The following is a 24,340-nucleotide window of genomic DNA, read 5'->3' on the forward strand; positions in this document are numbered from 1 at the left end:
TCGAGCTCGGCACGATCTGGCCGATGCGGTAGGTGCGGGGCGGCACGGGTACTCCTCGGTGCTTGCTCGGCGTACGGGGATCAGCGGTCGACGGGGATCAGCGGGCGTCGACGACCGGGTTGGCCAGCGTGCCGATCCGCTCGACGGTCGCCTCGACCGTGTCGCCCGGAACCAGGAACTCCGGCGGCACCATGCCGGCGCCGACCCCGGACGGCGATCCCGTCGCGATGACGTCGCCGGGCTCCAGGGTCACGCCGGAGCTGATGTCGGCGATGAGGCGGGCTACGGGGAAGAGCATGTGCCGCGTGTTCGACTTCTGCTTGGTGACGCCGTTGACGCGCAGCGAGAGGTCGAGGTCCATCGGGTCGGGGATCTCGTCCGCCGTGACCACCACCGGGCCGAAGGGCGCGTACGAGTCCTGCCCCTTGGAGAAGAACCACTGGCCGGAGCGGCGCTGGTCGCGGGCGCTGATGTCGTTGACGATGCTGTAGCCGAAGATGTGCCCGTACGCGTCCTCCTCGCTCACCCGGAACGCGGTCCGGCCGATGACGACGGCCAGTTCGCACTCCCAGTCCAGCTGCCGGGTGAGGTCGCCGTTGTGCAGGATCGGCGCGCCGGGGCCGGTGACGGCGGTGGCGGGCTTGCTGAACAGGACGGGGCGGGGCGGGAGTTCCTTGTCGGTGTCCAGGCTGCGGCTGGACTCCTCGACGTGTTCGACGTAATTGAGGCCGACGCCGATGATCTTCCCGGGGCGCAGCGGGGCGGCCGGGGTGACGTCCGCGAGCCGGTGGACGGCCCCGGCCGGGCGGGCGGCGGGGTCGGCGTCGACGAGGCGCCGGGCGGTCTCCTGGGCGGCGGGGCCCGCCTGGACGAAGGCCAGCAGATCGCGCGGGAGGTCGACGCCGGCGTGGTCGGCCAGGACTCCGAGGTCGAGGACGAGGCCGTCGACGTCGGCGCCGAGGCGGGGCGCGGAGTCGCCGGCGGCGGTGGTGGTGGTGAAGGTCAGCAGACGCATGGTGGGGCTCCTCTGGGTGGTCAGGCGGTGGCGGTCGGGGAGGCGGGCGGCATCGGCTGGTGGCCGCCGTTGTCCGGGTACGCCTCTTCTCGGTGGAAGCCGAGCGAGCGCATGACCGGGAAGTCGTTGAAGGAGAACAGGCAGGCGTCCTCGGACCGGTCGAGGTTGTGGTGCTCGTGCCAGGCCCAGGAGGGGACGCAGAAGATGTCGCCCTGGCGCCATTCGAAGCGCTGCCCGGCGATGACCGAGACCCCGTGCCCCTTGGCGGCCGTGTAGATCACCGAGCCGGTGTGCCGGTGGGCGCGGGTGGCCTGACCGGGGCGCAGCAGCTGCATGTGGGCGCCCATCGTGGGCATCACGGAGCCGCCCGTGACCGGGTTGGTGTACTCGGCGATGATCCCGTCGTACGGGGAACCCTCGCTCGCCTTGGCGAGGCCGAGCAGGGCCTCGTACGTGGGCTCCCAGGGGTAGGCGAGCAGCGGCGAGTAGGGCCGGCTCCAGCGCTCCGAGCCGTACGGGAGCAGGTTCGCGGCGTACTCGAGCACGGAGGAGTTGACCACCTTGCCGGGCGTCTGGTGGAGCTCGGGGTGGACCTCGTAGAACCCGGCGTCCAGGGCGTTGACGAGCGGGATGTCGAGGCCGTCCTGCCAGATGACGGGCCCGTCCTCGCCGTCGTTGCCGTGCTCGTGCCAGGTGCCGTTGGGGGTGATGGCGAAGTCGCGCGGGCCGACCCGCAGCTTCTGGCCGTCGACGATGGTCCAGGCGCCGGTGCCTTCGTGGACGAAGCGCAGGGCGGCGGCCTGGTGGCGGTGGGCGGTCATGGCCTCGCCGGGGCCCATGATCTGGAGCCCGGTGTAGAGGAGGCCGGCCGCGGCGCTGACGTCCTTGCGGCCGGGGTTCACGAGCATCACGACGCGGCGGCCCGCGTCGTCGGCCTTGACCATGCCGAGGGCCTTGTGGACGAGGGGCCGCAGCTCCTCGTAACGCCACAGCACGGGAACGGACTTGGGCTGCGGGTACCAGGGCTCGATGTCGTTGGCGACGGTCCACAGGGCGCCGGCGTCCAGGGCTTCGAGCTCGCCGTAGTACGCGGTGAGCTCGGGGGTGTCGGAGACCCGGGCGCGGCCGAGCATGGTGTCGTCCTGCTCGATGGTCATACGTCCTCCTCAGGCGTGGTGATCCGGGGGCCGGCGGGCGGCGCGGTGAACGTCACCGGCAGGCGGGGGCGGTTGTCGACTTCGAGGCGGAAGATGTCGAAGCGGTTGTAGTGGCCGGTGATGTCGTGCATCTGCTTGGGCTGGATGCACCGGCCGAGGTCGATCTCGCCGTAGACGATGCCCTCGTCGTCGACGAGCGGTTCGGTGACGGGGCGGCCGTCGGGGCCGAAGATCCCGGACAGGGCGCTGCGGGGCCGCCGGAACAGGGCGCGCAGCTCCTCGTCGTCCCCGGCGAGCAGGTCCACGATCTCCGGGGAGACGGTGGAGCAGGCGACGACGGAGAAGACCTTGCCCTCGAAGCTGTGGGCGGCGGTACGGACGGCGATGGCGTCGGCCATGTCGTAGTCGGCCGGGGCCACGGGCAGGGCGATGTAACAGGAGGCGTGGACGAGTTCACCCTGCGCGAGGAGGGCGAACCGGGCCAGCGTGTTGGTGTTCTCGCCGCAGGCGAGGGCGCCGACCGGGCCGACGGAGGTGGGGTGCACGCGCAGGGAGCTGCCGTCGCCGCCGGTCCACGTGAGCTTCTCGGCCCAGGTGGGCACCAGTTTGCGGTGCACGCCGAGGAGCCGGCCGTCGGATCCGATGGTGAGCAGGGTGTTGTAGAGGACTCCCAGGCTGTGCGCGGCTCGCTCGTTGACGCCGATGACGAGGACGACCCCGTACTGGCGGGCCGCCGCGCGCAGGGCGTCCACGTACGGGCCGGGGACGTCGACCGAGGCCCGCTGGAGGCGCTCGAACCAGGGCGAGCCCTGGACGGGGTTCATCGTCCAGTTCCAGTACGGGTAGCCGGGGACGAACACCTCGGGGAAGACGACGAGTTCGGCGCCGTTCCCGGCTGCCTCGGCGATCAGCGCGATGGCCTTGTCGACGGTGGCGGCGGGGTCGAGGTAGACGGGCGAGGCCTGGACGGCCGCCGCCGTGAAGCGGGGCAGGTGGCTCAGGGGCAGGGGCGGGCGGCCCGGGGCCGGGGCCTTCGGGTGCGTGCCGTTCGGGGGCGGGGTTTCCATCGGGGGTCTCCTCAGTTGGCCGGCGCGGTGGCGGCGAGGCGCGGCAGCCAGCGCTGGTGCACCGGCGCGGCGGGCCGGCGCAGCAGCTCCAGGCGCGGCGGGACCCGGTCGGTGCGGGCTGCGGGCGGTCTGCCGCTGCCCGCCTGCCAGCCGGGCGCCCAGGGCGCGGCGGGCCCGCGGTAGCCCTGCGCGGCCGCCGCGTGCAGGGTCCACAGCGGGTCGTGGAGCTGGGCCCGGCCCACCCCGCAGAGGTCGGCTCGGCCGGCCAGGATGATCGAGTTCACGTCGTCGTACGTGGAGATCGCGCCGACGGCGATGGTGGGCACCCCGGTGGCGTTGCGGATCAGGTCGGCGTACGGGGTCTGGTAGCTGCGGCCGTAGCGGGGCCGCTCGTGGGAGACGACCTCGCCGGTGGAGACGTCGATCCCGTCGGCGCCCGCGTCGGCGAGGGCCCGGGCGATCGCCACGGCGTCGGCCTCGCCGAGGCCTCCCTCGGCCCAGTCGGCGGCGGACATCCGGACGAGCAGCGCCTTGCCGGCGGGCCACACCTCCCGTACCGCGTGCAGCACTTCGAGCGGGAAGCGCAGCCGTCCGGCGAGGTCGCCGCCGTACCGGTCGGTGCGCAGGTTGGTCAGCGGCGAGAGGAACCCGGAGAGCAGCTGTCCGTGCCCGTACTGGAGTTCCAGTACGTCGAAGCCGGCCCGGTCGGCGCGCTGGGCCGCGCGTACGAAGTCCCGTACGACGAGGTCCATGTCGGCCCCGGTGGCTTCGCGGGGGATCGGGCTCCGCTCGTCCCAGGCCACGGCGGAGGCGGCGATCGGCGGGCCGTCCCCGGCGGCGGCCCGGCGGCCGGCGTGGGTGAGCTGGACCCCGAGGCAGGTGTCGGACTGGCCGTGGACGAAGTCGGTGATCCGCCGCCAGGCGGCCTCCTGCTCGTCGGTGTACAGGCCGGGGCAGCCGGGGGTGGCCCGGGCCCCGGCGCTGACGGCGGTCATCCCGGCGAGGACGAGGCCGGAACCGCCGAGGGCCTGGGTGCTGAGGTGGACGAGGTCGAAGTCCCCGGGGACGCCGTCGCGCGCCGTGCCGAGGGCGGTGGGCGGCACCACGACCCGGTTGCGCAGCAGCAGTCCGCCGAGGGGGAAGGGACGGAACATCGGCGGCACGGGAGCGGAGGAGTTGACGGCGGTGGTGAACTCCTCGTCGCGCACCCGCAGGTTGTCGTAGGTGACGCGGCGACTGCGGGTCAGCAGGTTGAAGGCGAACTGCGGCGGCTCCTGGGCCGTGTAGCGGCCGATGTTCTCGAACCATTCGAGGCTGGCCTGGGCGGCGCGCTGGGTGGATTCCACCACCGGGCGGCGCTCGCCCTCGTACGCGGCGAGCGCGCCCGGCACGTCCGGGTGCTCGTGCAGACAGGCCGCCAGGGCCAGGGCGTCCTCCATGGCCAGCTTGGTGCCGGAGCCGATCGAGAAGTGGGCCGTGTGCGCGGCGTCCCCGAGCAGGACCACGTTCTCGTGCCGCCAGGTGCGGTTGCGCACGGTGGTGAAGCGCAGCCACTTGGAGTTGTTGGGGAGGAGCCGGTGCCCGTCCAGGTGTGCGGCGAGCAGCTCCTCGCAGCGGCCGATGCTGTCGAGGTCGCTGGTGCCGGGCGGGTGGTCGCGGTCCGCGAACTCCGCGAAGCCCGCCCGCCGCCACGCGGCCTCGTCCATCTCCACGATGAAGGTGGAGCGGGTGGAGTCGTAGGGGTAGGCGTGCACCTGGAGGGTGCCGAAGTCCCGCTCCTCGACGAGGAAGGTGAAGGCTTCGAAGACCTTGTCGGTGCCGAGCCACATGTAGCGGCCGGACCGTTCGTCCAGGTCGGGCCCGAAGGTGTCCGCGTAGGCGGCGCGGGTGGCGGACCTTACGCCGTCGCATGCGACGACCAGGTCGTACGAGGCCGCCAGCTCGGAAGCGGGCGGGGACTGCGTGCGGTAGCGGACGTCCACGGCGAGGGCGGCGCAGCGCTCCTGGAGGATCCGCAACAGCTGCCGGCGGCCGAGGGCGGCGAAGCCGTGGCCGCCGGAGGTGAGGGTCCGGCTCCGGTGGGTGACGTCGATGTCGCTCCAGCGGGCGAACTCCGCCGACATGGCCGCGTAGATCTCGGGATCGGCCTGCGCGATGCCGTCGAGGGTCTCGTCGGAGAAGACGACCCCGAAGCCGAACGTGTCGTCGGGGGCGTTGCGCTCCCAGACGGTGACGTCCCAGTGGGGGGAGAGCTGCTTGGCCAGGGCTGCGAAGTACAGCCCGCCGGGCCCTCCTCCGATGACTGCTACGCGCACGGCGTACCTCCTAGTGGTTCCGGAACAACATATGGCGCGGATTTAGCGACCGTCAACAATGCTCTACATCTCTCGTGGGGCGGGCGAAGAGCTCGGGCGCCTGCGGGCCCGATTTCGTCAGCACCTCGCGTACGTCGGCGGGCCAGGGGGTGGTCCCGGTCGCGCGGGCGGCGGAGTGGGCGATGACCATCCGCCCGGTGGCGGCTTCGACGCCCTCCTCGCCCTGGACCGTGAACACGTACGTCAGGGAGCTGGAGCCGACCTTGGCGACGCTCAGCTCGATGCGCACGGCCTCGCCGAACCACAGGCGGGCCCGGTAGTCGGCCTCGAAGTGGACGCGCGGGGTGCTGCCGAAGAGGTGCGCCAGACCCAGGCGGCGCAGCAGCACGGCCTCGGCCGCTTCGACCCACCGCACGACGGTGGAGTGGTGGTAGTGCCCGGCGGCATCGGTGTCGGGCCATTCGACGCGGCGCTCGATGACCACCCCGGGCAGGTGCGGGACGAGGGCCTCGGGGCAGCCGGCGGCGCAGCCGGCTTCGGCGGCGGGTTCGGCGGCGGGTTCGGCCGTGTCTTCGGTCGGCGCCTGAGCGGGCGCTTCGACGGGTTGCGGGTGCTGCGCCCGGGCCGGATGCGCCGGCGCCGAGGCGGAGGCCCGGGCCCACTCGCGCAGTTCGCCGCGCTGGAGCTTTCCGTTGCCGGTGCGCGGGAGCCGCGGGACGAACTCCACGGCACGGGGGTACTTGTACGGGGCGATGGCCCCCTTGACGTGGGTCTGGAGCTCCCGGGCCGTCGCCTCGTCGGCCGGGACCCCGGCGCCGAGCACGACGTACGCCTTGACCAGCATGCCGCGCCGCTCGTCGGGGGCGCCGACGACCCCGCACTCCTCGACGTACGGATGGGCGGCGAGGGCCTTCTCGACCTCCGGGCCCGCGATGTTGTACCCCGAGGAGACGATCATGTCGTCGCTGCGGGCGACGTACCAGTAGTAGCCGTCCGCATCCCGGACGTAGGTGTCGCCGGTGATGTTCCAGCCGTTCCTGACGTACGCCGTCTGGCGCGGATCGGCGAGGTAGCGGCAGCCGGTGGGACCGGTGACCGCCAGCAGGCCGGGCTGCCCGTCGGGGACCGGATCGCCGTACCGGTCCACCACCGCGGCGCGGAACCCGGGTACGGGCCGGCCCGTGGCTCCGGGCCGGATGTCCCCGTCGGCCGCGGAGATGAAGACGTGCAGCATCTCGGTGGCGCCTATGCCATCGATGATGCGCAGCCCGGTGGCGGCGTGGAACTCCTCCCACACGGCGGCGGGCAGCGCCTCACCGGCGGACACGCAGCGGCGCAGCCCGGCCAGTCGGCCCACCGCACCGGCCGCCATGATCGCGCGATAGGCGGTGGGCGCCGTGAACAGGACGGTCACACCGTGCGCGGCGACCAGGTCGGCCAGCTGCTCCGGGGTCGCCTGCTCGATCAGCAGGGTCGCGGCCCCGACGTGCAGCGGGAAGACCACGAGCCCGCCGAGCCCGAAGGTGAAGGCGAGCGGCGGCGTGCCCGTGAAGACGTCGTCGGGGCGGGGCTTGAGCACGTGCCGCGAGAACGTGTCCGCGTTGGCGAGGACGTCGCGGTGGAAGTGCAGGGTCGCCTTGGGCCGCCCGGTCGTGCCGGAGGTGAAGGCGATCAGCGCCACGTCGTCCGCGGCGGTGGGGACGGCGGCGAACACGCCGCTCTTGGCCGCGCAGCGCGCGGTCAGGTCCATGACGCCGGGGCCGCCGTACGTGAGAACCGGCAGGCCCTCGGGGCTCCGGGCGACAGCGGTGGCGAGTTCGTCGACGTAGCGGTGGTCGCACACGGCGACGGTCGGGCGGCTGATCTCGGCGAGCTCGACGAGCTCGGCGGCGCGCAGCAGCGGCATCGTGGTGACGGCGACGCCACCGGCCTTGAGGACGCCGAACCAGGCGGCCACGAGCCAGGGGTTGTTGGGGGCTCGCAGCAGGACGCGGTTGCCGGGCACGAGGCCGAAGTCCTCGGTGAGCACCTGCGCGACCTGGTTGGCGCGCTGCTGGAGCTCGCCGTACGTCCAGCGCTCGGTCGGGGTGAGGAGGCACGGGCGGTCGGGGCCCCAGCGCTCGACGGCTTCGTCGAGCAGGCGTGCGGCGCAGTTGAGGCGGTCCGGGTAGTCCAGTTCGGGAAGGTCGAAGTGGAGTTCGGGCCAGAGGGGGAAGGCCGGCAGCCGGTCTCTGCAGAAGGAGTCGGCGTGGGCGGAAGGGGAGAGCTCCATGGGGCGGCACCTCAATCAGGGAGCAGCGGGGGAGATGCATGGAAGTTATCTCGATATTTTTACGTCCGTCAACATTCCTCGATATCTGGATGCGCACCGGAGCCCTGCCCGACCCTCGCCAGACCCTCGCCAGACCCCTGCCGAACCGGCTCCGGGAGGCTCCGGCGCACGCGCGGACAGGTTCAGGCGACGGGCAGGAGCACGCACGCACAGGCGCCGAACTCTCCTGCCACGACGTGGAGTTCACCGCCCGCCTCGACCGCGAGCAGCTGGACGATCAGCAGTCCGCGACCGCTTTCGGAGTCCGGGTCGACCTCCTCCGCGGGATTCGGCAGCCGGGGCGGCCGGACACCCTGATCGGCGACCTCCAGCCGCAGCCACCCCCCGTCGAGGGCCAGCCCGATCCGCATCCGGCCACCGGCGGCGGCGTGCTGGACGACGTTGCCGGCGAGCTCGCTCACGGCCAGCAGCAGGACGTCCGCCACCTCGGCGCGGACCGGCCAGCCCGCCAGGACGGCCCGAACGCGGGTTCGCAGCAGCGGGACGGCGGCCGGGGTGGGCTCCGCCACCCAGTGGGCGGAGGCCCGGACGCGGAGCGCGGTCGGGGCGCCCCCGATCGGGACGCCCCAGGCCGGGGTGCCCGCCGGGGCACCGGGGGCCGACGCACTCGCGGAGGCGCCCGCGGCGCTTGTCCCGACGGGGAGGGTGGCGGTGGTGAGCATGACGTGCTCCCGGAGAGGGAAGGCGACGCCGCTGCGAGTGTCTCGTGTAACTACGTGGAAACTCAGATGCCCCGTGGGCTTGTGGTCAGCGGAAATGCGTCGCTAGAGTTGTGATTACACGTGTAACACGCTAAGCCTCCCCCGGTGCCCGCGCAAGCATTTCGGACAAAACGTTACGAAGCCTGGGCCGCCCGCACCGGACCCGCCGGCCGCCGAGGCCGCACACCGAATTGGGAAGAGCTCGATGACGCAATCTCCCCCGGCCGAGTTCGACATCGCCGACATGACCTGGCCGCCCCCGCCGTACCAGCGGCCCGTCCCGCCCGTGACCGGCGCGGACGGCATACGCCGCTTCGACGGGATCACGTACGCGACCACCCCCGGCTACCGCCCCCGCCTCCTCGACGTACAGCTCCCGGCGGGCGAGGGCCCCTTCCCGGCGGTCGTCTGGATCCACGGCGGCGGCTGGCTGGACGGCGACCGGCGCTACCCGCCGCCGACCGTGCCCGCCGCCCTGCTGCACGGTGCGGTCCTCGGCGCGGGGCTGGCCCTCGTCTCCGTCGACTACCGGCACAGCCTCGAAGCCCCCTTCCCGGCGCAGCTGCACGACGTGAAGGCCGCGATCCGCTACGTGCGGCAGTTCGCCCCGACCCTCGGCATCGACCCGGAACGGATCGGCGTCTGGGGCGAATCGGCGGGCGGTCACCTGGCCGCGCTCGCCGGCCTCGTCCGCCCCGGCGGCACCGACGCCGAGACCCTGGCGGCGCTGGAGGGCTCCCACGGGGTCGGCTCCGGCGACACCGGCGTCCTGGCCGTCGTCGACTGGTACGGGGTCCACGACCTGCCCGCCCTGGCCGCGCACCCGCTGCCGATGCCGACCGGCGCCGAGTTCCCGAACCCGTACGACGCCCTGCTGGGCGTTCCCGCGGCCGAGCAGGCGGAGCCGGCCCGGGTCGCGAGCCCGGTCACGTACGCCGTCCCCGGCTCGAACCCCCCGCCGTTCCTGCTGGTGCACGGGACCGCGGACGGGCTCGTCCCGTACAGCCAGAGCGAGACCCTGGCGGAGGCGCTGACGGGCGCGGGGGGCGAGGTGACGCTCCAGCCGGTGGCGGACGCCGACCACATCTTCCTCGGCTCCCCCGACATCCCCGCGATCGTCGCGCAGAGCGTGGCGTTCCTGGCCCGCCACCTGGGTGCGGGGGCCTGAGCCCCACCCCGATCCCGCTGGTGTCCCTCGTGGGGGCGCGGTCCGGCCGCGCCCCCACGCGTACGTCGAAAGGCAGTCATGTCCCGGCACACACTCACTCCGCCGCGTGCCGCCGCGGGCGGGCCGCAGGCGGCGGACCCGCGCCGCCGGCCCGGCACCCTGCTCCTGGCCGTGCTGTTGCTCGGCTCGGCCGCGGCACTGGCCCTCACCGTCCGCGCGGACGTCGTGAACCCGCCGTTCCAGGGCGCCGACGAACGGTGGCTGGACTGGATGGGCGGCCCGCACGACGGGTTCCCCGCGGCCGTCGCGGCCGTCCTCAACTGGTTCGGCGGCCCGTTGGGCGTCGTCGTACCGCTCTCGCTGCTGGTCTTCCTGCTCGTCCGCAGGCGCTGGGTCTCGGCCGGCTTCCTGCTCGGGGTCTACCTGGTGGGCAGCATGCTGGTGGTGCAGGGGCTCAAGCACCTGGTGGACCGCCCGCGCCCGGCGGACCCGATGGTCCGCGTCGACCACGGCTCTTTCCCGTCGGGCCATGCGGCGGGGGCGGCCCTGCTCGTCGTCCTGGTCGGCGTCCTGCTGGTCCCGGCCGCCCGGCGGCGGGCATGGTGGGTCGGCGGCACGGTGTTCACGCTGGCCATGATGTGGAGCCGCACCTGGCTGCACGCCCACTGGCTCAGCGACACGGTGGCGGGAGCGGCGGCAGGCGCCGGGGCCGCACTGCTGGCGTGGTGGGCCTTCTCCCCCGCCCTCGCCCGGGAACACGACCGCATGCCGCGGCCCCGAACCTGATCCGCCGGACAGGCCCTCAGGCCCTCAGGCCCTCAGGCCGTCTCGCTCCTGGCGCGCCCTTCTCCGGCCATGAACCGCCAGACCAGGGCGTGCCCCAGGACGATCAGTCCGATCAGCAGCAGGGCTTCGGCCTGGATGGGGCGCAGGCCGACGTGGCCGGCGAGTTCGGGACGGGCGCCGACGACGGCGATGAGGGCGTAGAGCAGTGCGGCGCCGGCCTGCTGCCAGGTGACGAAACGGTCGCCCCGGGCGCGGGCCAGCAGCCGCAGGGTGCACACGCAGCCGACCGCGGAGAGGGCGACGAAGGCCGCCCGCCAGACCTGCGGCTGCTCGGTGCCGCCGACCTGCGCGAAGAGACCCATCAGGGCGGGCAGCAGGAACGAGAGGTAGATCCCGCCGACGACGCGCCGCGGGGAGGGGTCGCTCATCCAGGCCGCATGGCTCTGGACGACGTTCCACCACAGGCCGACCAGAGTGAAGCAGGTGGCGGAGAAGAGGGCGTAGAAAGTACTGACATCCATGGACCACGAGGGTGGCAGCGGGTCCGGGCGCGGCGGGCCTTACACGCCCTGAGACGGCCCCGCCCGCGCCGGGACGGCCTACCCGGCGTCACCCGGAACCCGCCCCGACGGCGTCCCGTGCCGCGCCGACGGCGGGCACGCGGGTCCGTCAGGAGGTGTCGCGGTGGACGAGGAGCGCCTCTACGGCGGGGACCGGGGGCGTCGTCCCCGTCTCGATCAGCTCGTGCAGGGCGTCGGCGACGCGCGTCGGCGAGGGCAGGTCCAGGCGGACCGTGGTGAGGGCCGGCTGCTGGAGGGCGGAGAGGACCAGGTCGTCGGAGCCGACGATCGCGACCTCGTCCGGTACCGCGATGCCCTCGGCCTGGAGGGCGTGCAGCAGCAGCGTCGCGTACTCGTCGTTGTACGCGAAGACGGCGTCCAGGCCCAGGCTCGGCCAGCGCCGGGCGAGGGTGGTCGCGGACTCCCGGGTGTACGCGAGCTCCACCGGGGTCACCGTCGCCATGTGCCGGGCGGCGACCGACTCGGCCCCCGCGAGGCGCGGGCGGGCGAGGGTGCCGAGACCGCGTTCCTGGGGCAGGACCACGCCGATCCGCTTCCGGCCCCGGGCGATGAGGTGCTCGGCGGCGGTGGCGCCGATGTCGGCGTGGTCGAAGCCGATGGTGTGGACGCCCGCCACCGGGCGGGCGGCGAACGCCAGCAGGCCGCGCACCCCGGCGCGGCTCAGCAGTTCGGCGGCCTGGGGGGTGAAGCGGTCGCCGTCGAGGGCGATGACGGCGGCCGGGCGCAGCTCGGCCCAGGCGCGGGCCGCGTCGAGGGGATCCTCGAAGCGGCCCGCGTGCAGGACGGCCGTGTAGCCGTGCCGGTCGAGCTCGCTGTGCAGGTCGTCGACCCAGTCGCTGACGAGGCGGCCGATCGCGGAGATCGAGGCGGGCATCAGGACGAGGTTGCTGCGCCCGGCGCGCAGGGACCGGGCCGCGGCGTGCGGTACGTAGCCGAGCTGCCGGGCCGCGTCGAGCACCCGCGTACGGGTGGCGGCGCTGACGCGGTGGCCGGGGGTGTCGTTCAGCACGAACGACACGGTGGCGCGTGACACCCCGGCCAGCCGGGCGACATCCGCGCTGGTGATCGACACCGGTGACGCGGGGCTGCTCGTCACGCCGGCCTTGGGCTCCCTGGGCATGGTCCTCGGTGCTCCTCGGGTAGACCGTCCACCTTTCTCCCCAGGTTACACGAGTTAGATCATTGGACCCCGCGGGCTTCGTGCAGGCGGCGCGAGGCTCCGGCGAGGTCGTCGAGGGCGGTGACGGCCGAGTCGAAGCGCATCGTGGTCCGCGTCTTCGCGTCGTACTGCGGCCACTGCGGCATGCCCGGGTGGTTGGGGTCCCCGGTGCGGACGAACGCGATCCACGCCCGGTGCATGGTGCGGGCGAGGCCGTCGCGTACCGCGGGCGCGAGCCCGGCGAGGAAGGGCGCGTGCGACCACTGCTCGAAGTTGTCGAAGACGAAGGGGAGTTCGAGGCAGTGCGCGGCGCCGAGCCGGCCCTCGTAGGCCGCCGCCTGGAGGTCGAACTGGTAGGCCCACACGGGGTGCTCCGATTCGGCGCGGGCCTCGGCCAGCGCGACGGAGGGGACGCGGAAGAGTTCGTCCGTGATCAGGTCCATGAGGACGTCGGCCGGGCGGGCGCCGGCGCGGGCCGCCTCGTACGCGGCGTAGACCGCCGGTGCGGCCTCGGCCCCGAAGGTCTCGGCGATCCGGCCGGTCACCTGCTCCCTGGTGGCGGCCGCGTACCCCTCGTCGAGGCCGAAGCCGAAGTTGACCTCCTCGCGGGTCCAGCCGATCATGACGTCGACGACGGCCGCGGCCCCGTGCAGCAGGGCCTCGACCGGGTGGCGCCCGAGGGTGACCCCGTCGACGACGGGCAGGAACGGCGTCGGCCAGTAGCCCCAGCGCATCGTACGGGCGAAGAGGCCGCCGGTCGCGCCGATCAGGGCCGGCCAGGGCAGGGCGCGCAGCCCCTCCGCCGTCTCGGCGCCGGCCAGCTCGCGGAAGGCGGCGGTGCGCTGCCGGTAGGCGTCGGGGTCGGGGAGGTCCAGCCCGAAGGGCGGGCTCTGCAGGATCACCCGGCGGATCAGCCCTGCGGCCCGGGGGTGTCCGGCAAGGGCGGCGGTGGAGACGGCGCCGCCGGACTGGCCGGCGACCGTGATGTTGTCGGGGTCGCCGCCGAAGGAGGCGATGTTCTCCCGCACCCATTGCAGGGCGGCGAGCTGGTCGGAGAGCCAGGGGTTGGCCGCCTCGTCGTCCTCGTCCGGGGAGAAGTAGCCGAGCGGCCCGATGCGGTAGTTGATGCCGACGAACACCAGGTCGCCGTCGCGCGCGAAGGTCGCGCCGCCATAGCCGGGCAGCGAGCCCGATCCGGACACGAAGCCGCCGCCGTGGATCCACAGCAGCACCGGCCGGCGGGCGTCGTCCGCCCCGGGCGTCCAGACGTTGAGCGTGAGGCAGTCCTCGTCGAAGGGGGGTGACCCGTGGCCGCCGAGGACCGGGTCCCCGCCTTCCGTGTACATCTGCGGGGCGCTGGGGCCGTCGGTGCTCGCGTCGCGGGTACCGCTCCAGCCGGGGTGCGGGCGGGCGGGCCGCCAGCGCAGGTCGCCGACCGGGGGCGCGGCGTACGGGACGGCCCGGAAGACGGAGAGCCCGTCTTCGAGCGCCCCGCGCAGTCGCCCTGCGGGGAGGTCGACTTCGACCACGGGCGGCGGAGTGCGGTGCTCGGTGTGTGCCATGGGGCCCTTCCTTCGTCGTTCCGGGGGCCGGCGGCTGCGGTGGACGCGCGCCGGCCCCGGTCACGAGACTATGGCGAATATTGGACGACCGTCAATGATTCTCGATATCCATGATGGCCTCCGGCACTCACAGCCACAGACTGTCGGCCGCCATCCGTTCGGCCTCGATCCTCAGCAGCGGCTCGAACGCCCTCCACAGCAGCATGCAGCTGCCTGCGCCGGCCAGCGCCCCGGCGACGGTGTCGCTGAGCCACTGGGCGTGCAGCCAGGTCCGGCTGAACATCATGGTGACGACGTACAGCACCGCGAAGAGCCACCACCAGCGTCGGGCCCGCGGGGGGAACACCAGGACGCCGGCCACGAACACCAGCGTCACGGCACTGAACACCTGACCGGAGGGGAACGAGCCGTCGGTGACCAGGACCCACGGATGCGGCGGCCGGGGACGGTCGACGAACTGCTTGAGCGGGAGCACGACGAGGACGTTCGTCACGATGCCGGCGGTGAAGGCGAACAGCCCCGACCGCCAGCGCCCGTAGACGCAGAGGCAGCCGATCAGGCCGAGCGGGAGGACCGTGCCGAGCGGGCCGCCGAGCCGGTCGAGGACGCCCGCGAATCCGGAGAACACGTCGCCGCGCGAGCTGTGCAGGGACGCGGCCCAGCGGTCGTCGAGCCCCTGGAAGGAGGGCCGTTCGGCGACGGCGATCACGAAGCCGATCAACAGCGCGCAGAGGAGGAGGGCGGCCCCGACGGCGACCGAGTGGCGGGGCGGGGGCGCCGGGAGGTGATGCCGGCGAGCGGGGATCAGGGAACGGGAAGCGCGGTGCGCGGGCGGGGGCACGGCGGAGGGACGTGGCATGACGGGCCTTTCACGGTGGTCTCCCCGGGCGGTGGGGGCACGCGGGGAGCAGGCAGGCACGGAGCGGGGTCGGGGCTTCGGGGGGCTGGAGCGGGGGCCGGGCCCGACAGCGGGGATCGGGGCCTGAGAAACGGGGCCGCGGACCAGGGCACGGGAAACCGGGATCGGGGATCAGGGCCTGCGAAACGGGGATCGGGGCCCAGGGGTGCGGGCTGGAGGCCCGCGGACCGGGCAGCGGACCGGCGGACCGGGAGGTGACGCAGGAGACCGGGGATTCGGGGTACCGGGCAGCCGGCCGCGGGGTCTTCCGGTGAGCGGCGCGGGGAGTCGACGCGACGCGGCACGGAGTATTGCGGATCGGTGACCATCGCCACAAGCACAAGAGGGATTTCGGACACAACAGCCCTGCTCAGTGGCCTTGAGGGAGTGGTTACACGTCCTCGCAGCAAGAACCTCACCTCGATCACGATCAGCACACCACCCCACCTCAACCTCTAGCGGGGCTCCCGAATGGGTGCTACACAGTGTCCAAGCGCCGAAGGTGACACGTGTAACAACATCACGTGAACGAACTGCGATCGCCCGCCGGGCCACCCCCGGGGCGCCGCCACACCCGCCACACCCGCCACACCCGCAGGTTGCGCCCCTCTCCCGCGCCGCACCTCCGCTCCCCCCTTCTCGCTCCGTCCCCCGAGGAGTCGTCATGGCCCAGAACGAAACCATCGACCCGCCCGCCCAGGCGGATGCGGAACCTCCCCGCCAGCGTGCGCTCCTGCCCCTGCTGCTGGTCGCGAACTCCGCTCTGCTGGCGGTCTACATGGGCGTCGGGTCGATCCTGCTGCCCACCCAGGTCGCGCAGATCGACCCCGCCCACAAGGTCGCCGTACTCGGTGTGATCGGCGGGATCAGCGCGGTCTTCGCGACCGCCTTCAACCCGATCGCCGGCGCCCTCTCCGACCGCAGCGGCCGCCGCAACCCCTGGATCCTCGGCGGCGCCTTCGCCTCCCTCGCCGCCCTGGCCCTCGTCGGGTACGCGACCACCGCCCTGCTCGTCGGCATCGGCTGGTGCCTCGTGCAGGCGACCATGAACGTCTACCAGGCCGCGGTCACCGCGATCGTCCCCGACCGCGTGCCCGTCGCCCGTCGCGGTACCGCGTCCGCGCTGGTCGGGCTGGGCCTGCCGATCGGCGGCACGGTCGGGGTGCTGATCGCCTCCGCGACCGCGGAGCACCTCACCACCGGGTACCTGGTCTTCGGCGCGATCGTCGCCGTCTCCGCACTGCTGCTCACCACCCTGTGCCGGGACGTGCCGCGCACCGGCCCCGCCCCGGCCGCCGTCTCGAAGCGGGCCCAACTGGCGGCGTTCCTCTCCGCGTTGGCGAACCACGACTTCCGGTGGGCGTTCATCGGCCGGGCCCTGATGGTCCTCGGATACTTCTCCGTCGTCGGCTACCAGCTGTACATCCTGGACGACCACATCAGCCTGCCCGGCGGGCTGACCCCGCCCGGCGCGATGGCGGTGCTGACCCCCGTGTCGATGGTCGCGATGGCACTCTCGACCGTGGTGGGCGGGATGCTGTCCGACCGGTGGGACCGCCGCAAGGTGTTCGTCGGCGTCTCGGCCGCGCTCGCCGGGCTCGTCATGGTGGTCCCCGTGATCAGCCCCACCTGGACCGGCATGCTCGTCTTCAGCGCGCTCAACGGGCTTGCCTTCGGCTGCTTCATGGCCGTCGACACCGCGCTCGTCACGCTGGTCCTGCCCCGGGCCGAGGACGCCGCCCGCGACATGGGCGTCCTCAACATCGCGAACGCCGGGCCGCAGATCATCGCCCCGTTCGTCGCCTCGGCCGTCGTGACCACCCTCGGCGGATACACCCCGCTCTTCCTCGTCGGCGGAGCCCTCTCGCTGGTCGGCGCCCTCGCGATCCTCCCGATCCGCAGCGTGCGCTGACCGTCCTCCGGTCACCCGCCGACCACCCGCCGATCCCCCGTCCGGGCCGCCGCTTCCCGCACCGCGGCGGCCCGGCCCCCGACTCCGGCGGGCGCATGCCGAGGGTCGTGCGCCCGCCGGTCCCCACCCACCGCACCCTCACCGCACCCCAGCGCATTTCGCCTCCTTCCCTCCCTTCTCCAAGGAGCCCTCTGTGAGACGCAAGCGAGTCCTGCCGCCGACCGTGCTCATCCTGTGCACGGCCGCCCTCGCGGGTACGGCCCCCGCGGTCGCCTCGCCGCTGACCGCGCCCGCACCGACCGCGGCAACTCCCGCGGCCCCGCTGCGCATCCTGCTCACGAACGACGACGGGTACAACGCACCCGGCATCCGCAAGGCGTTCGAGCGGCTGACCGCCGCCGGTTACGACGTCACCATCGTGGCCCCGCTCACCAACCAGAGCGGCACCGGCACGAAGACGATGAGCGCCCCCACCATCGCGGTGAAGCACCCCGAGCCGAAGGTGTGGGCCGTCGACGGCACTCCCGGCGACTCCGTGCTGTTCGGCCTCTCCGAGGTCTTCGAGGGGCACGCCCCCGACCTGGTGGTCTCCGGCACCAACTTCGGCCCGAACGTCGCCGGTCTCGCCACCCATTCCGGTACGGTCGGCGGCGCCGTCGCCGCCCTCGAGAGCGGTGTCCCGGCCATCGCCCTGAGCACCGGCGGCCTGGCCGTTCCCGACCCCACCGCGACGGTCAACGCGATGGGTCCCACCATGGACTTCGCGGTCAAGCTGATCGACCGCCTGCGCACACGGGCGAGGTCCGGACCGCTGCTGCCCAAGGGCGTCGGCCTGAACGTCAACCACCCGGTCGTCGGCGCGGACGGCAAGGGCACCGCCGCCGGTGTGGCCGCGACCTTCCAGGACCCGCAGGCGCCGCTCCAGCCGGACTTCACCGACTCCGGGGACGGCACCTGGAAGGTGGACGTGCGGTTCCGCCCGCAGCCGGCCGCCAAGGGCGGTGACGTGGAGGCGGTGAACGCGAACAAGATCGCCATCAGCCCGATGAACGCCGACTGGAACGCCGGACCGGCCGAGTTCGCCGTCACCGCGGCTCTGGTGGCGGGGGTCCGCCCGTGAGCCGACCGCGCACGGGCGCGGTACGGTCACTGCTCGCCGCCGCCTGCGCGGTGGCGGCCCTGATCGCCTCGGCGCTCCCCGCCGCGGCGGCCACGGGGACTGCGTCCGGCGGATCGGGCGGATCCCCGCGCCCGCAGGTCACCGTCGGGCAGGGCGTGCTGCGGGGGCGGCCCGTCGAGGGGTCCGGCGCCCAGGAGTTCCTCGGTGTCCCCTACGCCGCTCCCCCGGTCGGGGCCGCCCGGCTGCGCCCGCCTCGGGCGCCCAGCCGCTGGAGCGGGGTCCGCGAGGCGGTCGGACAGGCCCCGGCCTGCCTGCAGTTCTCGCCGTTCGGGCTGCGCGATCCGGCGGCCGTCAGCGAGGACTGCCTGTACCTCGACGTGTACCGGCCCCGTACGGCCCGGGCCGGAGCCCGGCTGCCGGTGATCGTGTGGCTGCACGGGGGCGCGTACAGCCAGGGCACGGGCGCGCAGTTCGGCGGGGGCACCATGGCCGAACTCACCGGCAGCGTCGTCGTCAGCATCAACTACCGTCTGGGGCAGCTCGGTTACCTCGGGCTGCCCGAGATCACCGGCCAGAACGCGCAGCGCTCCGGTTCCTTCGGGCTGATGGACCAGACGGCCGCGCTGCGCTGGACGCGGGAGAACATCGCCGCGTTCGGCGGGAACCCCGGGAACGTCACGGTCTCCGGGCAGTCGGCCGGCAGCGGTTCCGTCTGCGCGCTGCTCGCCGCGCCTTCCGCGGCCGGCCTGTTCCACCGGGCCGTGCTGCAGAGCGGTCCGTGCACCCTGCTGCGTACGCCGGACGGCGCGCGGGCCGAGTCCGAGGCGCGGGCCTTCGCCGCGGGCGCGGGCTGTACGGATCCGGGCGCACTGGCGGCGTGCCTGCGTGCCGCTTCCGGTGCGGCGCTGGTCGAGGCGGCCCGTACGGTGCCCACCTCGGGTCCGGCGTCCGGTGACGGGCTGCTGCCGGTCGATCCGGCGACGGCCATCGGGAGCGGGAACTGGAACAAGGTGCCGGTGATGATCGGGAGCACCCGGTCGGAGGCGCGCCTGTTCGTGGCGCTGACGCAGCCGTACCTGACTCAGGAGCAGTACACCGCGCAGGTCCTGGCGGGGTACGGGGCCGCCGGGCCGGAGGTGCTCGCCCGGTACCCGGTGTCGGCGTACGGATCTCCGTACCTGGCGCTGTCGGCGGTCACGACGGATTCGACGTTCGCATGCCAGACGGCCTGGACGGCGCAGCTGTTTGCCGCTCAAGTCCCCACGTACGTATACGAGTTCGACGATCCGAACTCGCCGACGCTGTACGGGGCGCAGGTACCCGGCCTCGACGAGTCGAACGCGCACAGCGCGGAGCTGGCGTACCTGCACGACTTCACCATGGGCGAGCGCCCGCTGACGGTTGATCAGGTCTCGCTCGCGACGCGGATGAAGCGCTACTGGGGGGCGTTCGCGCGCTACGGAGCCCCCGTGGTGCCGGGGCAGACGGCGTGGCCGCCGGCCAGGTCCGGGGCCACGGTCCTCACCCTGAACCCCGCGGCGACGCGGACGGGCACCTCGTTCGGGTCGGACCACCAGTGCGCGTTCTGGCGGACCCGGCCGCCCAGGTCCCTCTGACCGGCCGGCCGCGGCCACGCCCCGGGATCCCCGCGATCCCGGGGCGTGGCCCCACCGCCGTATCCGGGTACGGCGGGCGGGCGGGCGGCGTCGAGCGGTCCGCCGTGAGCGGTCAGGGCCGGGCCAGGGCCGTGCGCAGCGTGTCGATCGCGAGGCCGATGGCGAGACCCGCGGCCCGGGTCTCGCGCAGCGCGTTCAGCATGACGAAGTCGTGGATGGTCCCCTGGACGCGCAGCGCGGTGACCGGGACTCCGGCCCCGCGCAGCTTGGCGGCGTACGCCTCGCCCTCGTCGCGCAGGACGTCGGCCTCGGCGGTGATCACGAGGGCGGGCGGCAGCCCGGTGAGCTGTTCGGTGGTGGCGCGCAGCGGGGAAGCGGTGATCTCGGCGCGCTGCGCCGCGTCGGTCGTGTACTGGTCCCAGAACCACTGCATGCCCTCGCGGCGCAGGTAGTGGTCGGTGGCGAACTGCCGGTAGGAGTCGGTGTCGAAGGCGGCGTCGGTGACCGGGTAGAAGAGCACCTGGTGGCTGAGGCGGACATCGCCGCGCTGTTGGGCCATCAGGGTGAGGGCGGCGCTCATGTTGCCGCCGACGGAGTCGCCCGCGACGGCGAGGCGGCTGCCGTCGAGGTCCTTGCCGCCGCCCTCGCGGACGACCCACCGGGCGACGGCGTAGTTCTGCTCGATGGCGACGGGGTAGCGGGCCTCGGGCGACAGGTCGTACTCGGGGAAGACCACGGCCGCGCCGGTCCCCACGGCCAGCTCGCGCACGAGCCGGTCGTGGGTCCGGGCGTCGCCGAAGACCCAGCCCGCGCCGTGGATGTACAGCACCACGGGGAGCGGGCCGGTGGCTCCGCGCGGGCGCAGGATGCGGGCCCGGACCTCGCCGGTCGGGCCGCCCGGCACGGTGACCCACTCCTCGTCGACGGCGGGCAGGGTGACGCCGTCGCCGCTCTGGAGGTCGTCCAGCGCCTTGCGGGCGTCCTCGATGGGAAGCTCGTACAGGAACGGCGGCTTGGCGGTGGCGTCGGCGAACGCCTGGGCGGCGGGTTCGAGTACGGGCTGGTTCGTCACGATCGGGGTTCTCCTCGTATGGTCCGTCACGGATCATTCCGGTTCGCCCTCCAGGATCACACCGACCACCACGCCCGGCCGGGAGCCGGTCACACCACGGCGTGTGGCGCGGTCAGGCCCGGCGGCGCAGCATTTCCAGTGGCGGGTACGCGAGGAGTTCCGCCCGGAATTCCTTGCCGAACGCGCGGATGCCCGCTTCGGACACTTCCAGCGGGACCCAGCCGGCTCGGTGAATCCGGCCGCCCGCAGACACGCCTCGTGGACCTCGCGGCGCGGGGCCGTGGAGACGATGCTGATCGGCCGCGGGTCGAGGAGGGCCATGACCCGTACCCGCGGGCCCGTCTCGATCTCCTCGCCGGTCGGCTCGCAGCGGAAGCCGTACGTCTCCAGGGACGGACAGCCGAACCCCGCACGGGCGCGCTTCAGACGCTGCCGGTACGGGACTTGCGGCGGCGGAGGGTGAACACGGCCGCCACGAGGGCGACGAGTACGGCCGCCACCGTCAGCAGCCAGGCCGGGATCCCGCCGACGGTGATCAGTTCTCCGTGGTAGATCACCTTGCGGTACGGGGTGTCGGCGGCGGTGGCGCGCAGTTCGTGGTCGCCGTCGATGCGGGCCGGTTCCGGGAACTCCTGGTCGATCGCCGTCAGGAACGCCGGCTTGCCGCCGGTGAGCGTGGCGAGGCCGTCCTGCGGGGTGACCGTGCCGGCGAAGGTGACCTTCGGCTCGGAACCGCCGATCGCGGAGGCGGGCTCCATCCGGTGGTCGGCCAGGACGTACAGGCCGAGCGACTGCGGGGTCCTGGCCAGCCGGGACAGCCGCATCGGGTAGACCAGCCGGTCGCTGTCGAAGCGGATCTTCAGCGGGTCGAGGGCGCCCTTCAGGGTCTTGCCCGCCTCGCGGGGGGCGAGGCGTACGGCGACGTACTCCCACTTCTGGTCCACGTACGGCTTCAGCTCGGCGGAGAGCCCGTCGGGCAGCTTGAAGCCGTTGGCCTCCAGCCACGTGCGCAGGGCGCCGGGGTCGGTCGCGGTCAGGCGCGCCACGTCGAAGTCGCCGAGCTGCTCGCGGCCCACGACGCCGACCGCGGGATCGCCCGAGCCGGGCAGCGCGGCACCCACGGAGTCGCCCGTCGTGGAGGAGAACGGCCAGTCCCGGTCGCGCGGCCAGAAGTAGCCGCGGGTCTTGTACTCGGGCCGGGTCAGCCAGGTCAGCTGCCGGAACATCTCGGCGTCGCCCAGCTCCACCGTGGCCCGCCCCGGCACCGGCATGATCCAGGCCGCCCGCGGAGCGTCCCCGCGGACGACGAACCGCATCACGATCTGTTCCGTACGGCCGTCGAAGCGCACGACGGAGGTCTCGCGTTCGACGCCGATCCGGGCGTAGCCCTCGGGGATCATCGCCCCGCAGCCGCACGCGTACGCCGGGCTGATCAGGGATCCGAGCTGCGTCGCGAGCAGGGCCAGCAGGAGGGCGGCGATTCTTCGTTTCATCCACACGGGGTCTCAGACGAAGGCCTCCGTGATCCGGTTCCGGCCGGGCGGTCACAGGCCTGTTCCGACTCGCGGAACCCCCTGGTCAGGCCGGTTCCCGATCCCCATACTGCTCGCATGAGAGGGACGGACAACACGCCGCGCAGCAGCCCCCTGGTGCCCGACGCGGTGGGGGCGGAGATCGGCCGGCACGACTGGGAGGGCGTCACCTGCGGTTGCGGCCGGAGTGCGGGGCATCTCGTGGACACGCTGTGGGCGGCGGCCGAGGGGCATCCGGCCGCCTTCCGCGCCCTGGAGGGCCACGCCTTCCTGTCCGGCCGCCTGCACCCGCCCGCGCCCGCGGTGTGCGGGGTGCTGATGGCCGTCTGGTCGGCGGGCCCCCCGCGGCTGGCCACCCGCGAGGCGCTGCTGTGGACCCTGCTGTCCCTGCTCGGCGCCGAGGACGACGGGTCCTCGCACGAGGCCGGGCTGTACGGGCAGTGCGCGGCGTTCGTCCGCGCCGGTCTGCCCTCGCTGCGCCACGCGGCGGCCGCCGCTCCGGGCACCCCGACGGCCGCCTACGTGGACGGCGTGGTGGAGTTGCTCGGCCTGGGCTCCTGACGGTCCGTCCGGTCCTGCCGCGGAACACCCGCGACGGCGCCGAGACAGCTCCGCAGCAGCTCGGGGGTGACCTCCTCCAGGGACTGCGCGAAGGTGCGTACGGGCGAGGCCGGCACCTCCAGCAGCGACGGCACCACCAGCACCCCGCATCCGGCGGCCTCCGCGGAGGCCGCGCCGTCCGGCGAGTCCTCCACCGCCACGCAGTCCCGTACGTCGGCGCCGAACCGCTCGGCGGCGCTCCGGTAGGGGTCCGGGTGCGGCTTCGTCCGGTCCGTGTCGTCGGCGGACAGGGTGAACGCGAACGGGACATGGGCCAGCGAACCGCCGACGACCGAGTCGACGACCAGCCGCGGCGAGGCGCTGACCAGGGCGAAGGGCACGCCCTCCGCTTCGAGCGCGGTCAGCAGCCGCTGGGCGCCGGGCCGCATCGGCGCCCCGGCCTCGACCCGGTCGAAGAAGTCCGCGGTCAGGGCCCGCGCCACCTCGGACGGGTCTCCCCCTCCTGAGACCCGTACGAGGTGGGCGGCGGTGTCCTCGACGGCGCGGCCGACGACCTCGGGGGCGTCCGCGTCGGTGAGCACGTGGCCGAGGCCCTGCGCGACGCGCTCGGTGGACCGCCACCACAGCACCTCGGTGTCGACCAGGGTGCCGTCCATGTCGAACAGGACGGCGGCGAGGCCGCTCACGCGGACCGGGCCACGACGAGCACCGGGCGCTCGGCCAGGCCCACGGCGGCCCGCGCACCCGGCGCCAGCTCTCCCGCGTCCCGCGAGGGCAGGTCCGCCTTGACGGAGGTGCCGCCGGGCAGGTCGAGGTGGAGCCGGGTCACGGCGCCGAAGAAGGACGCGGAGACCACGGTGGCCGTGCCCTCGGGGTCGGCGGTCGCGGTGACGTTCTCGGGCCGGACCAGCACCTCCACCTCCCGCGTCGCGGTCGGGACCGGGCCGTCGACGGGCAGCCGGGCGCCGGCCACCTCCACCCGGCCGGAGTCGGTCAGCCGTCCGGGCAGCCGGTTCATGGTGCCGACGAACTCGGCGACGAACGGCGTCGCGGGGCGCTCGTACAGCTCGGCGGGGGCCGCGCACTGCTCCAGGCGGCCGGCGTTCAGGACGGCGACCCGGTCGGCCATCGACAGCGCCTCCTCCTGGTCGTGCGTGACGAACACGGTGGTGATGCCGAGGGAGAGCTGGAGCCGGCGGATCTCGTCGCGCAGGTTGGCCCGTACCTTGGCGTCGAGCGCGGAGAGCGGCTCATCGAGCAGCAGGACGCGGGGGCGCAGGGCCAGGGCGCGGGCGAGGGCCACGCGCTGCTGCTGGCCGCCGGACATCTGGTGCGGGTAGCGGTCGCCGTGGTCGGGCAGGCCGACCAGGTCGAGGAGTTCGGCGGCGCGCTCGCGGCGTTCGGCCGCGCCGACCTTGCGCACCCGCAGGCCGAAGGCCACGTTGTCGCGGGCGCTGAGGTTCGGGAAGAGGCTGTACGACTGGAAGACCATTCCGGCGTCGCGGCGGTTGGCCGGTACGCGGGTGATGTCCTGTCCGTCGACCAGGACTTCACCGGAGTCGGGCTGCTCGAAGCCCGCGACCACGCGCAGCGCGGTGGTCTTTCCGCAGCCCGACGGGCCGAGCAGGGCGACGAGTTCGCCCGGCTCGATGGTCAGGTCGAGCCCGTCGAGGGCGACGGTGGAGCCGAACGCCCGCCGCAGGCCGCGGAATTCGACGCGCGCGCCCGGCGCGGGGTCCGCGGACCGCTCGGACTTCCCGGCCGCGGGAAGGGTGGTGGACATGGA

20 protein-coding genes and 1 pseudogene are annotated in these 24,340 nt (G+C 73.7%); 6 read left to right on the forward strand and 15 right to left on the reverse strand.

What is annotated here, in order from left to right; all coding sequences use genetic code 11:
• Positions 1-97 precede the first annotated feature (97 nt).
• The 7 genes and pseudogenes from ACFXGI_RS12785 to ACFXGI_RS12815 form a co-directional block, all read right to left on the reverse strand.
• Positions 98-1,015 (reverse strand): fumarylacetoacetate hydrolase family protein, encoded by a 918-nt coding sequence (locus ACFXGI_RS12785; protein WP_384705423.1) that lies wholly within the window; start codon positions 1,013-1,015, stop codon positions 98-100.
• 20 nt (positions 1,016-1,035) lie between these two features.
• The gene (locus ACFXGI_RS12790) at positions 1,036-2,172 is read right to left on the reverse strand and encodes a cupin domain-containing protein (protein WP_384705424.1); all 1,137 of its coding nucleotides are present in this window, start codon (positions 2,170-2,172) and stop codon (positions 1,036-1,038) included.
• On the reverse strand, positions 2,169-3,239 hold the full coding sequence (locus tag ACFXGI_RS12795; RefSeq protein WP_384705425.1) for a carbon-nitrogen hydrolase family protein: 1,071 nt from the start codon (positions 3,237-3,239) through the stop codon (positions 2,169-2,171). Before ACFXGI_RS12795 ends, ACFXGI_RS12790 begins: the two co-directional genes overlap by 4 nt.
• 11 nt (positions 3,240-3,250) lie before the next feature.
• Entirely contained in the window at positions 3,251-5,554 is a 2,304-nt protein-coding gene (locus ACFXGI_RS12800) for an FAD-dependent monooxygenase (protein WP_384705426.1), read from the reverse strand.
• A gap of 52 nt (positions 5,555-5,606) precedes the next feature.
• Positions 5,607-6,038 (reverse strand): thioesterase family protein, encoded by a 432-nt coding sequence (locus ACFXGI_RS12805; RefSeq protein ID WP_234435532.1) that lies wholly within the window; start codon positions 6,036-6,038, stop codon positions 5,607-5,609.
• Between the two features lie 171 nt (positions 6,039-6,209).
• A pseudogene (locus ACFXGI_RS12810) lies at positions 6,210-7,826 on the reverse strand (AMP-binding protein); the annotation flags it as partial.
• A gap of 182 nt (positions 7,827-8,008) precedes the next feature.
• The gene (locus ACFXGI_RS12815; RefSeq protein WP_384705427.1) at positions 8,009-8,548 is read right to left on the reverse strand and encodes an ATP-binding protein; all 540 of its coding nucleotides are present in this window, start codon (positions 8,546-8,548) and stop codon (positions 8,009-8,011) included.
• Positions 8,549-8,792: 244 nt separating this feature from the next.
• On the opposite strand from ACFXGI_RS12815, the gene ACFXGI_RS12820 reads away from it, so the two are divergent.
• Both ACFXGI_RS12820 and ACFXGI_RS12825 read left to right on the forward strand, forming a co-directional pair.
• Positions 8,793-9,755 (forward strand): alpha/beta hydrolase fold domain-containing protein, encoded by a 963-nt coding sequence (locus ACFXGI_RS12820; protein ID WP_384705428.1) that lies wholly within the window; start codon positions 8,793-8,795, stop codon positions 9,753-9,755.
• Between the two features lie 78 nt (positions 9,756-9,833).
• Complete coding sequence (locus ACFXGI_RS12825) at positions 9,834-10,541, forward strand: phosphatase PAP2 family protein (RefSeq protein ID WP_384705429.1); 708 nt, start codon at positions 9,834-9,836, stop codon at positions 10,539-10,541.
• A gap of 32 nt (positions 10,542-10,573) precedes the next feature.
• On the opposite strand, the gene ACFXGI_RS12830 is transcribed toward ACFXGI_RS12825, so the two are convergent.
• From ACFXGI_RS12830 to ACFXGI_RS12845, 4 genes are all read right to left on the reverse strand, one after another.
• Positions 10,574-11,062: a hypothetical protein gene (locus ACFXGI_RS12830; RefSeq protein WP_384705430.1), complete on the reverse strand. Its 489-nt coding sequence runs from the start codon at positions 11,060-11,062 to the stop codon at positions 10,574-10,576.
• A gap of 148 nt (positions 11,063-11,210) precedes the next feature.
• Positions 11,211-12,242 (reverse strand): LacI family DNA-binding transcriptional regulator, encoded by a 1,032-nt coding sequence (locus ACFXGI_RS12835; RefSeq protein ID WP_384705431.1) that lies wholly within the window; start codon positions 12,240-12,242, stop codon positions 11,211-11,213.
• A 59-nt stretch (positions 12,243-12,301) separates the two neighbouring features.
• Positions 12,302-13,843 carry a carboxylesterase/lipase family protein gene (locus ACFXGI_RS12840; RefSeq protein ID WP_384705432.1) on the reverse strand — a complete coding sequence of 514 codons (1,542 nt, stop codon included), beginning with the start codon at positions 13,841-13,843 and terminating at the stop codon, positions 12,302-12,304.
• Between the two features lie 127 nt (positions 13,844-13,970).
• Positions 13,971-14,702: a phosphatase PAP2 family protein gene (locus ACFXGI_RS12845; RefSeq protein WP_384705433.1), complete on the reverse strand. Its 732-nt coding sequence runs from the start codon at positions 14,700-14,702 to the stop codon at positions 13,971-13,973.
• Positions 14,703-15,405: 703 nt separating this feature from the next.
• On the opposite strand from ACFXGI_RS12845, the gene ACFXGI_RS12850 reads away from it, so the two are divergent.
• From ACFXGI_RS12850 to ACFXGI_RS12860, 3 genes are all read left to right on the forward strand, one after another.
• Positions 15,406-16,653: an MFS transporter gene (locus ACFXGI_RS12850; protein ID WP_384705434.1), complete on the forward strand. Its 1,248-nt coding sequence runs from the start codon at positions 15,406-15,408 to the stop codon at positions 16,651-16,653.
• 193 nt (positions 16,654-16,846) lie between these two features.
• Complete coding sequence (gene surE, locus ACFXGI_RS12855; RefSeq protein WP_384705435.1) at positions 16,847-17,773, forward strand: 5'/3'-nucleotidase SurE; 927 nt, start codon at positions 16,847-16,849, stop codon at positions 17,771-17,773.
• Complete coding sequence (locus ACFXGI_RS12860; protein WP_384705436.1) at positions 17,770-19,389, forward strand: carboxylesterase/lipase family protein; 1,620 nt, start codon at positions 17,770-17,772, stop codon at positions 19,387-19,389. The genes surE and ACFXGI_RS12860 overlap by 4 nt, the downstream gene beginning before the upstream one ends.
• Before the next feature lie 112 nt (positions 19,390-19,501).
• Here the strand turns inward: ACFXGI_RS12860 and ACFXGI_RS12865 are convergent, their stop codons facing one another.
• Complete coding sequence (locus tag ACFXGI_RS12865; protein WP_384705437.1) at positions 19,502-20,461, reverse strand: alpha/beta hydrolase; 960 nt, start codon at positions 20,459-20,461, stop codon at positions 19,502-19,504.
• Positions 20,462-20,883: 422 nt separating this feature from the next.
• Entirely contained in the window at positions 20,884-21,954 is a 1,071-nt protein-coding gene (locus ACFXGI_RS12870; protein ID WP_384705438.1) for a DUF2330 domain-containing protein, read from the reverse strand.
• Positions 21,955-22,071: 117 nt separating this feature from the next.
• Here ACFXGI_RS12870 and ACFXGI_RS12875 point away from each other — a divergent pair, with 117 nt between their 5' ends.
• A complete protein-coding gene (locus tag ACFXGI_RS12875) occupies positions 22,072-22,554 on the forward strand; it encodes a hypothetical protein (RefSeq protein ID WP_384705439.1) in 483 nt (160 codons plus the stop codon).
• Here ACFXGI_RS12875 and ACFXGI_RS12880 read toward each other — a convergent pair.
• Both ACFXGI_RS12880 and ACFXGI_RS12885 read right to left on the reverse strand, forming a co-directional pair.
• Positions 22,512-23,240: an HAD family hydrolase gene (locus ACFXGI_RS12880; protein WP_384705440.1), complete on the reverse strand. Its 729-nt coding sequence runs from the start codon at positions 23,238-23,240 to the stop codon at positions 22,512-22,514. The two genes, ACFXGI_RS12875 and ACFXGI_RS12880, sit on opposite strands and share 43 nt — an antisense overlap.
• Entirely contained in the window at positions 23,237-24,337 is a 1,101-nt protein-coding gene (locus tag ACFXGI_RS12885) for an ABC transporter ATP-binding protein (protein WP_384705441.1), read from the reverse strand. The genes ACFXGI_RS12880 and ACFXGI_RS12885 overlap by 4 nt, the downstream gene beginning before the upstream one ends.
• Positions 24,338-24,340 lie beyond the last annotated feature (3 nt).

The sequence above is a fragment of the Streptomyces sp. NPDC059355 genome, from assembly GCF_042752335.1.
Taxonomy (GTDB): domain Bacteria; phylum Actinomycetota; class Actinomycetes; order Streptomycetales; family Streptomycetaceae; genus Streptomyces.

Coding starts and splice junctions, on each gene's coding strand:
- ACFXGI_RS12785 (WP_384705423.1), bottom strand. CDS start 1,015: ATGCGTCTGCTGACCTTCACCACCACCACCGCCGCCGGCGACTCCGCG.
- ACFXGI_RS12790 (WP_384705424.1), bottom strand. CDS start 2,172: ATGACCATCGAGCAGGACGACACCATGCTCGGCCGCGCCCGGGTCTCC.
- ACFXGI_RS12795 (WP_384705425.1), bottom strand. CDS start 3,239: ATGGAAACCCCGCCCCCGAACGGCACGCACCCGAAGGCCCCGGCCCCG.
- ACFXGI_RS12815 (WP_384705427.1), bottom strand. CDS start 8,548: ATGCTCACCACCGCCACCCTCCCCGTCGGGACAAGCGCCGCGGGCGCC.
- ACFXGI_RS12820 (WP_384705428.1), top strand. CDS start 8,793: ATGACGCAATCTCCCCCGGCCGAGTTCGACATCGCCGACATGACCTGG.
- ACFXGI_RS12825 (WP_384705429.1), top strand. CDS start 9,834: ATGTCCCGGCACACACTCACTCCGCCGCGTGCCGCCGCGGGCGGGCCG.
- ACFXGI_RS12830 (WP_384705430.1), bottom strand. CDS start 11,062: ATGGATGTCAGTACTTTCTACGCCCTCTTCTCCGCCACCTGCTTCACT.
- ACFXGI_RS12835 (WP_384705431.1), bottom strand. CDS start 12,242: ATGCCCAGGGAGCCCAAGGCCGGCGTGACGAGCAGCCCCGCGTCACCG.
- ACFXGI_RS12840 (WP_384705432.1), bottom strand. CDS start 13,843: ATGGCACACACCGAGCACCGCACTCCGCCGCCCGTGGTCGAAGTCGAC.
- ACFXGI_RS12845 (WP_384705433.1), bottom strand. CDS start 14,702: ATGCCACGTCCCTCCGCCGTGCCCCCGCCCGCGCACCGCGCTTCCCGT.
- ACFXGI_RS12850 (WP_384705434.1), top strand. CDS start 15,406: ATGGCCCAGAACGAAACCATCGACCCGCCCGCCCAGGCGGATGCGGAA.
- ACFXGI_RS12870 (WP_384705438.1), bottom strand. CDS start 21,954: ATGAAACGAAGAATCGCCGCCCTCCTGCTGGCCCTGCTCGCGACGCAG.
- ACFXGI_RS12875 (WP_384705439.1), top strand. CDS start 22,072: ATGAGAGGGACGGACAACACGCCGCGCAGCAGCCCCCTGGTGCCCGAC.
- ACFXGI_RS12885 (WP_384705441.1), bottom strand. CDS start 24,337: ATGTCCACCACCCTTCCCGCGGCCGGGAAGTCCGAGCGGTCCGCGGAC.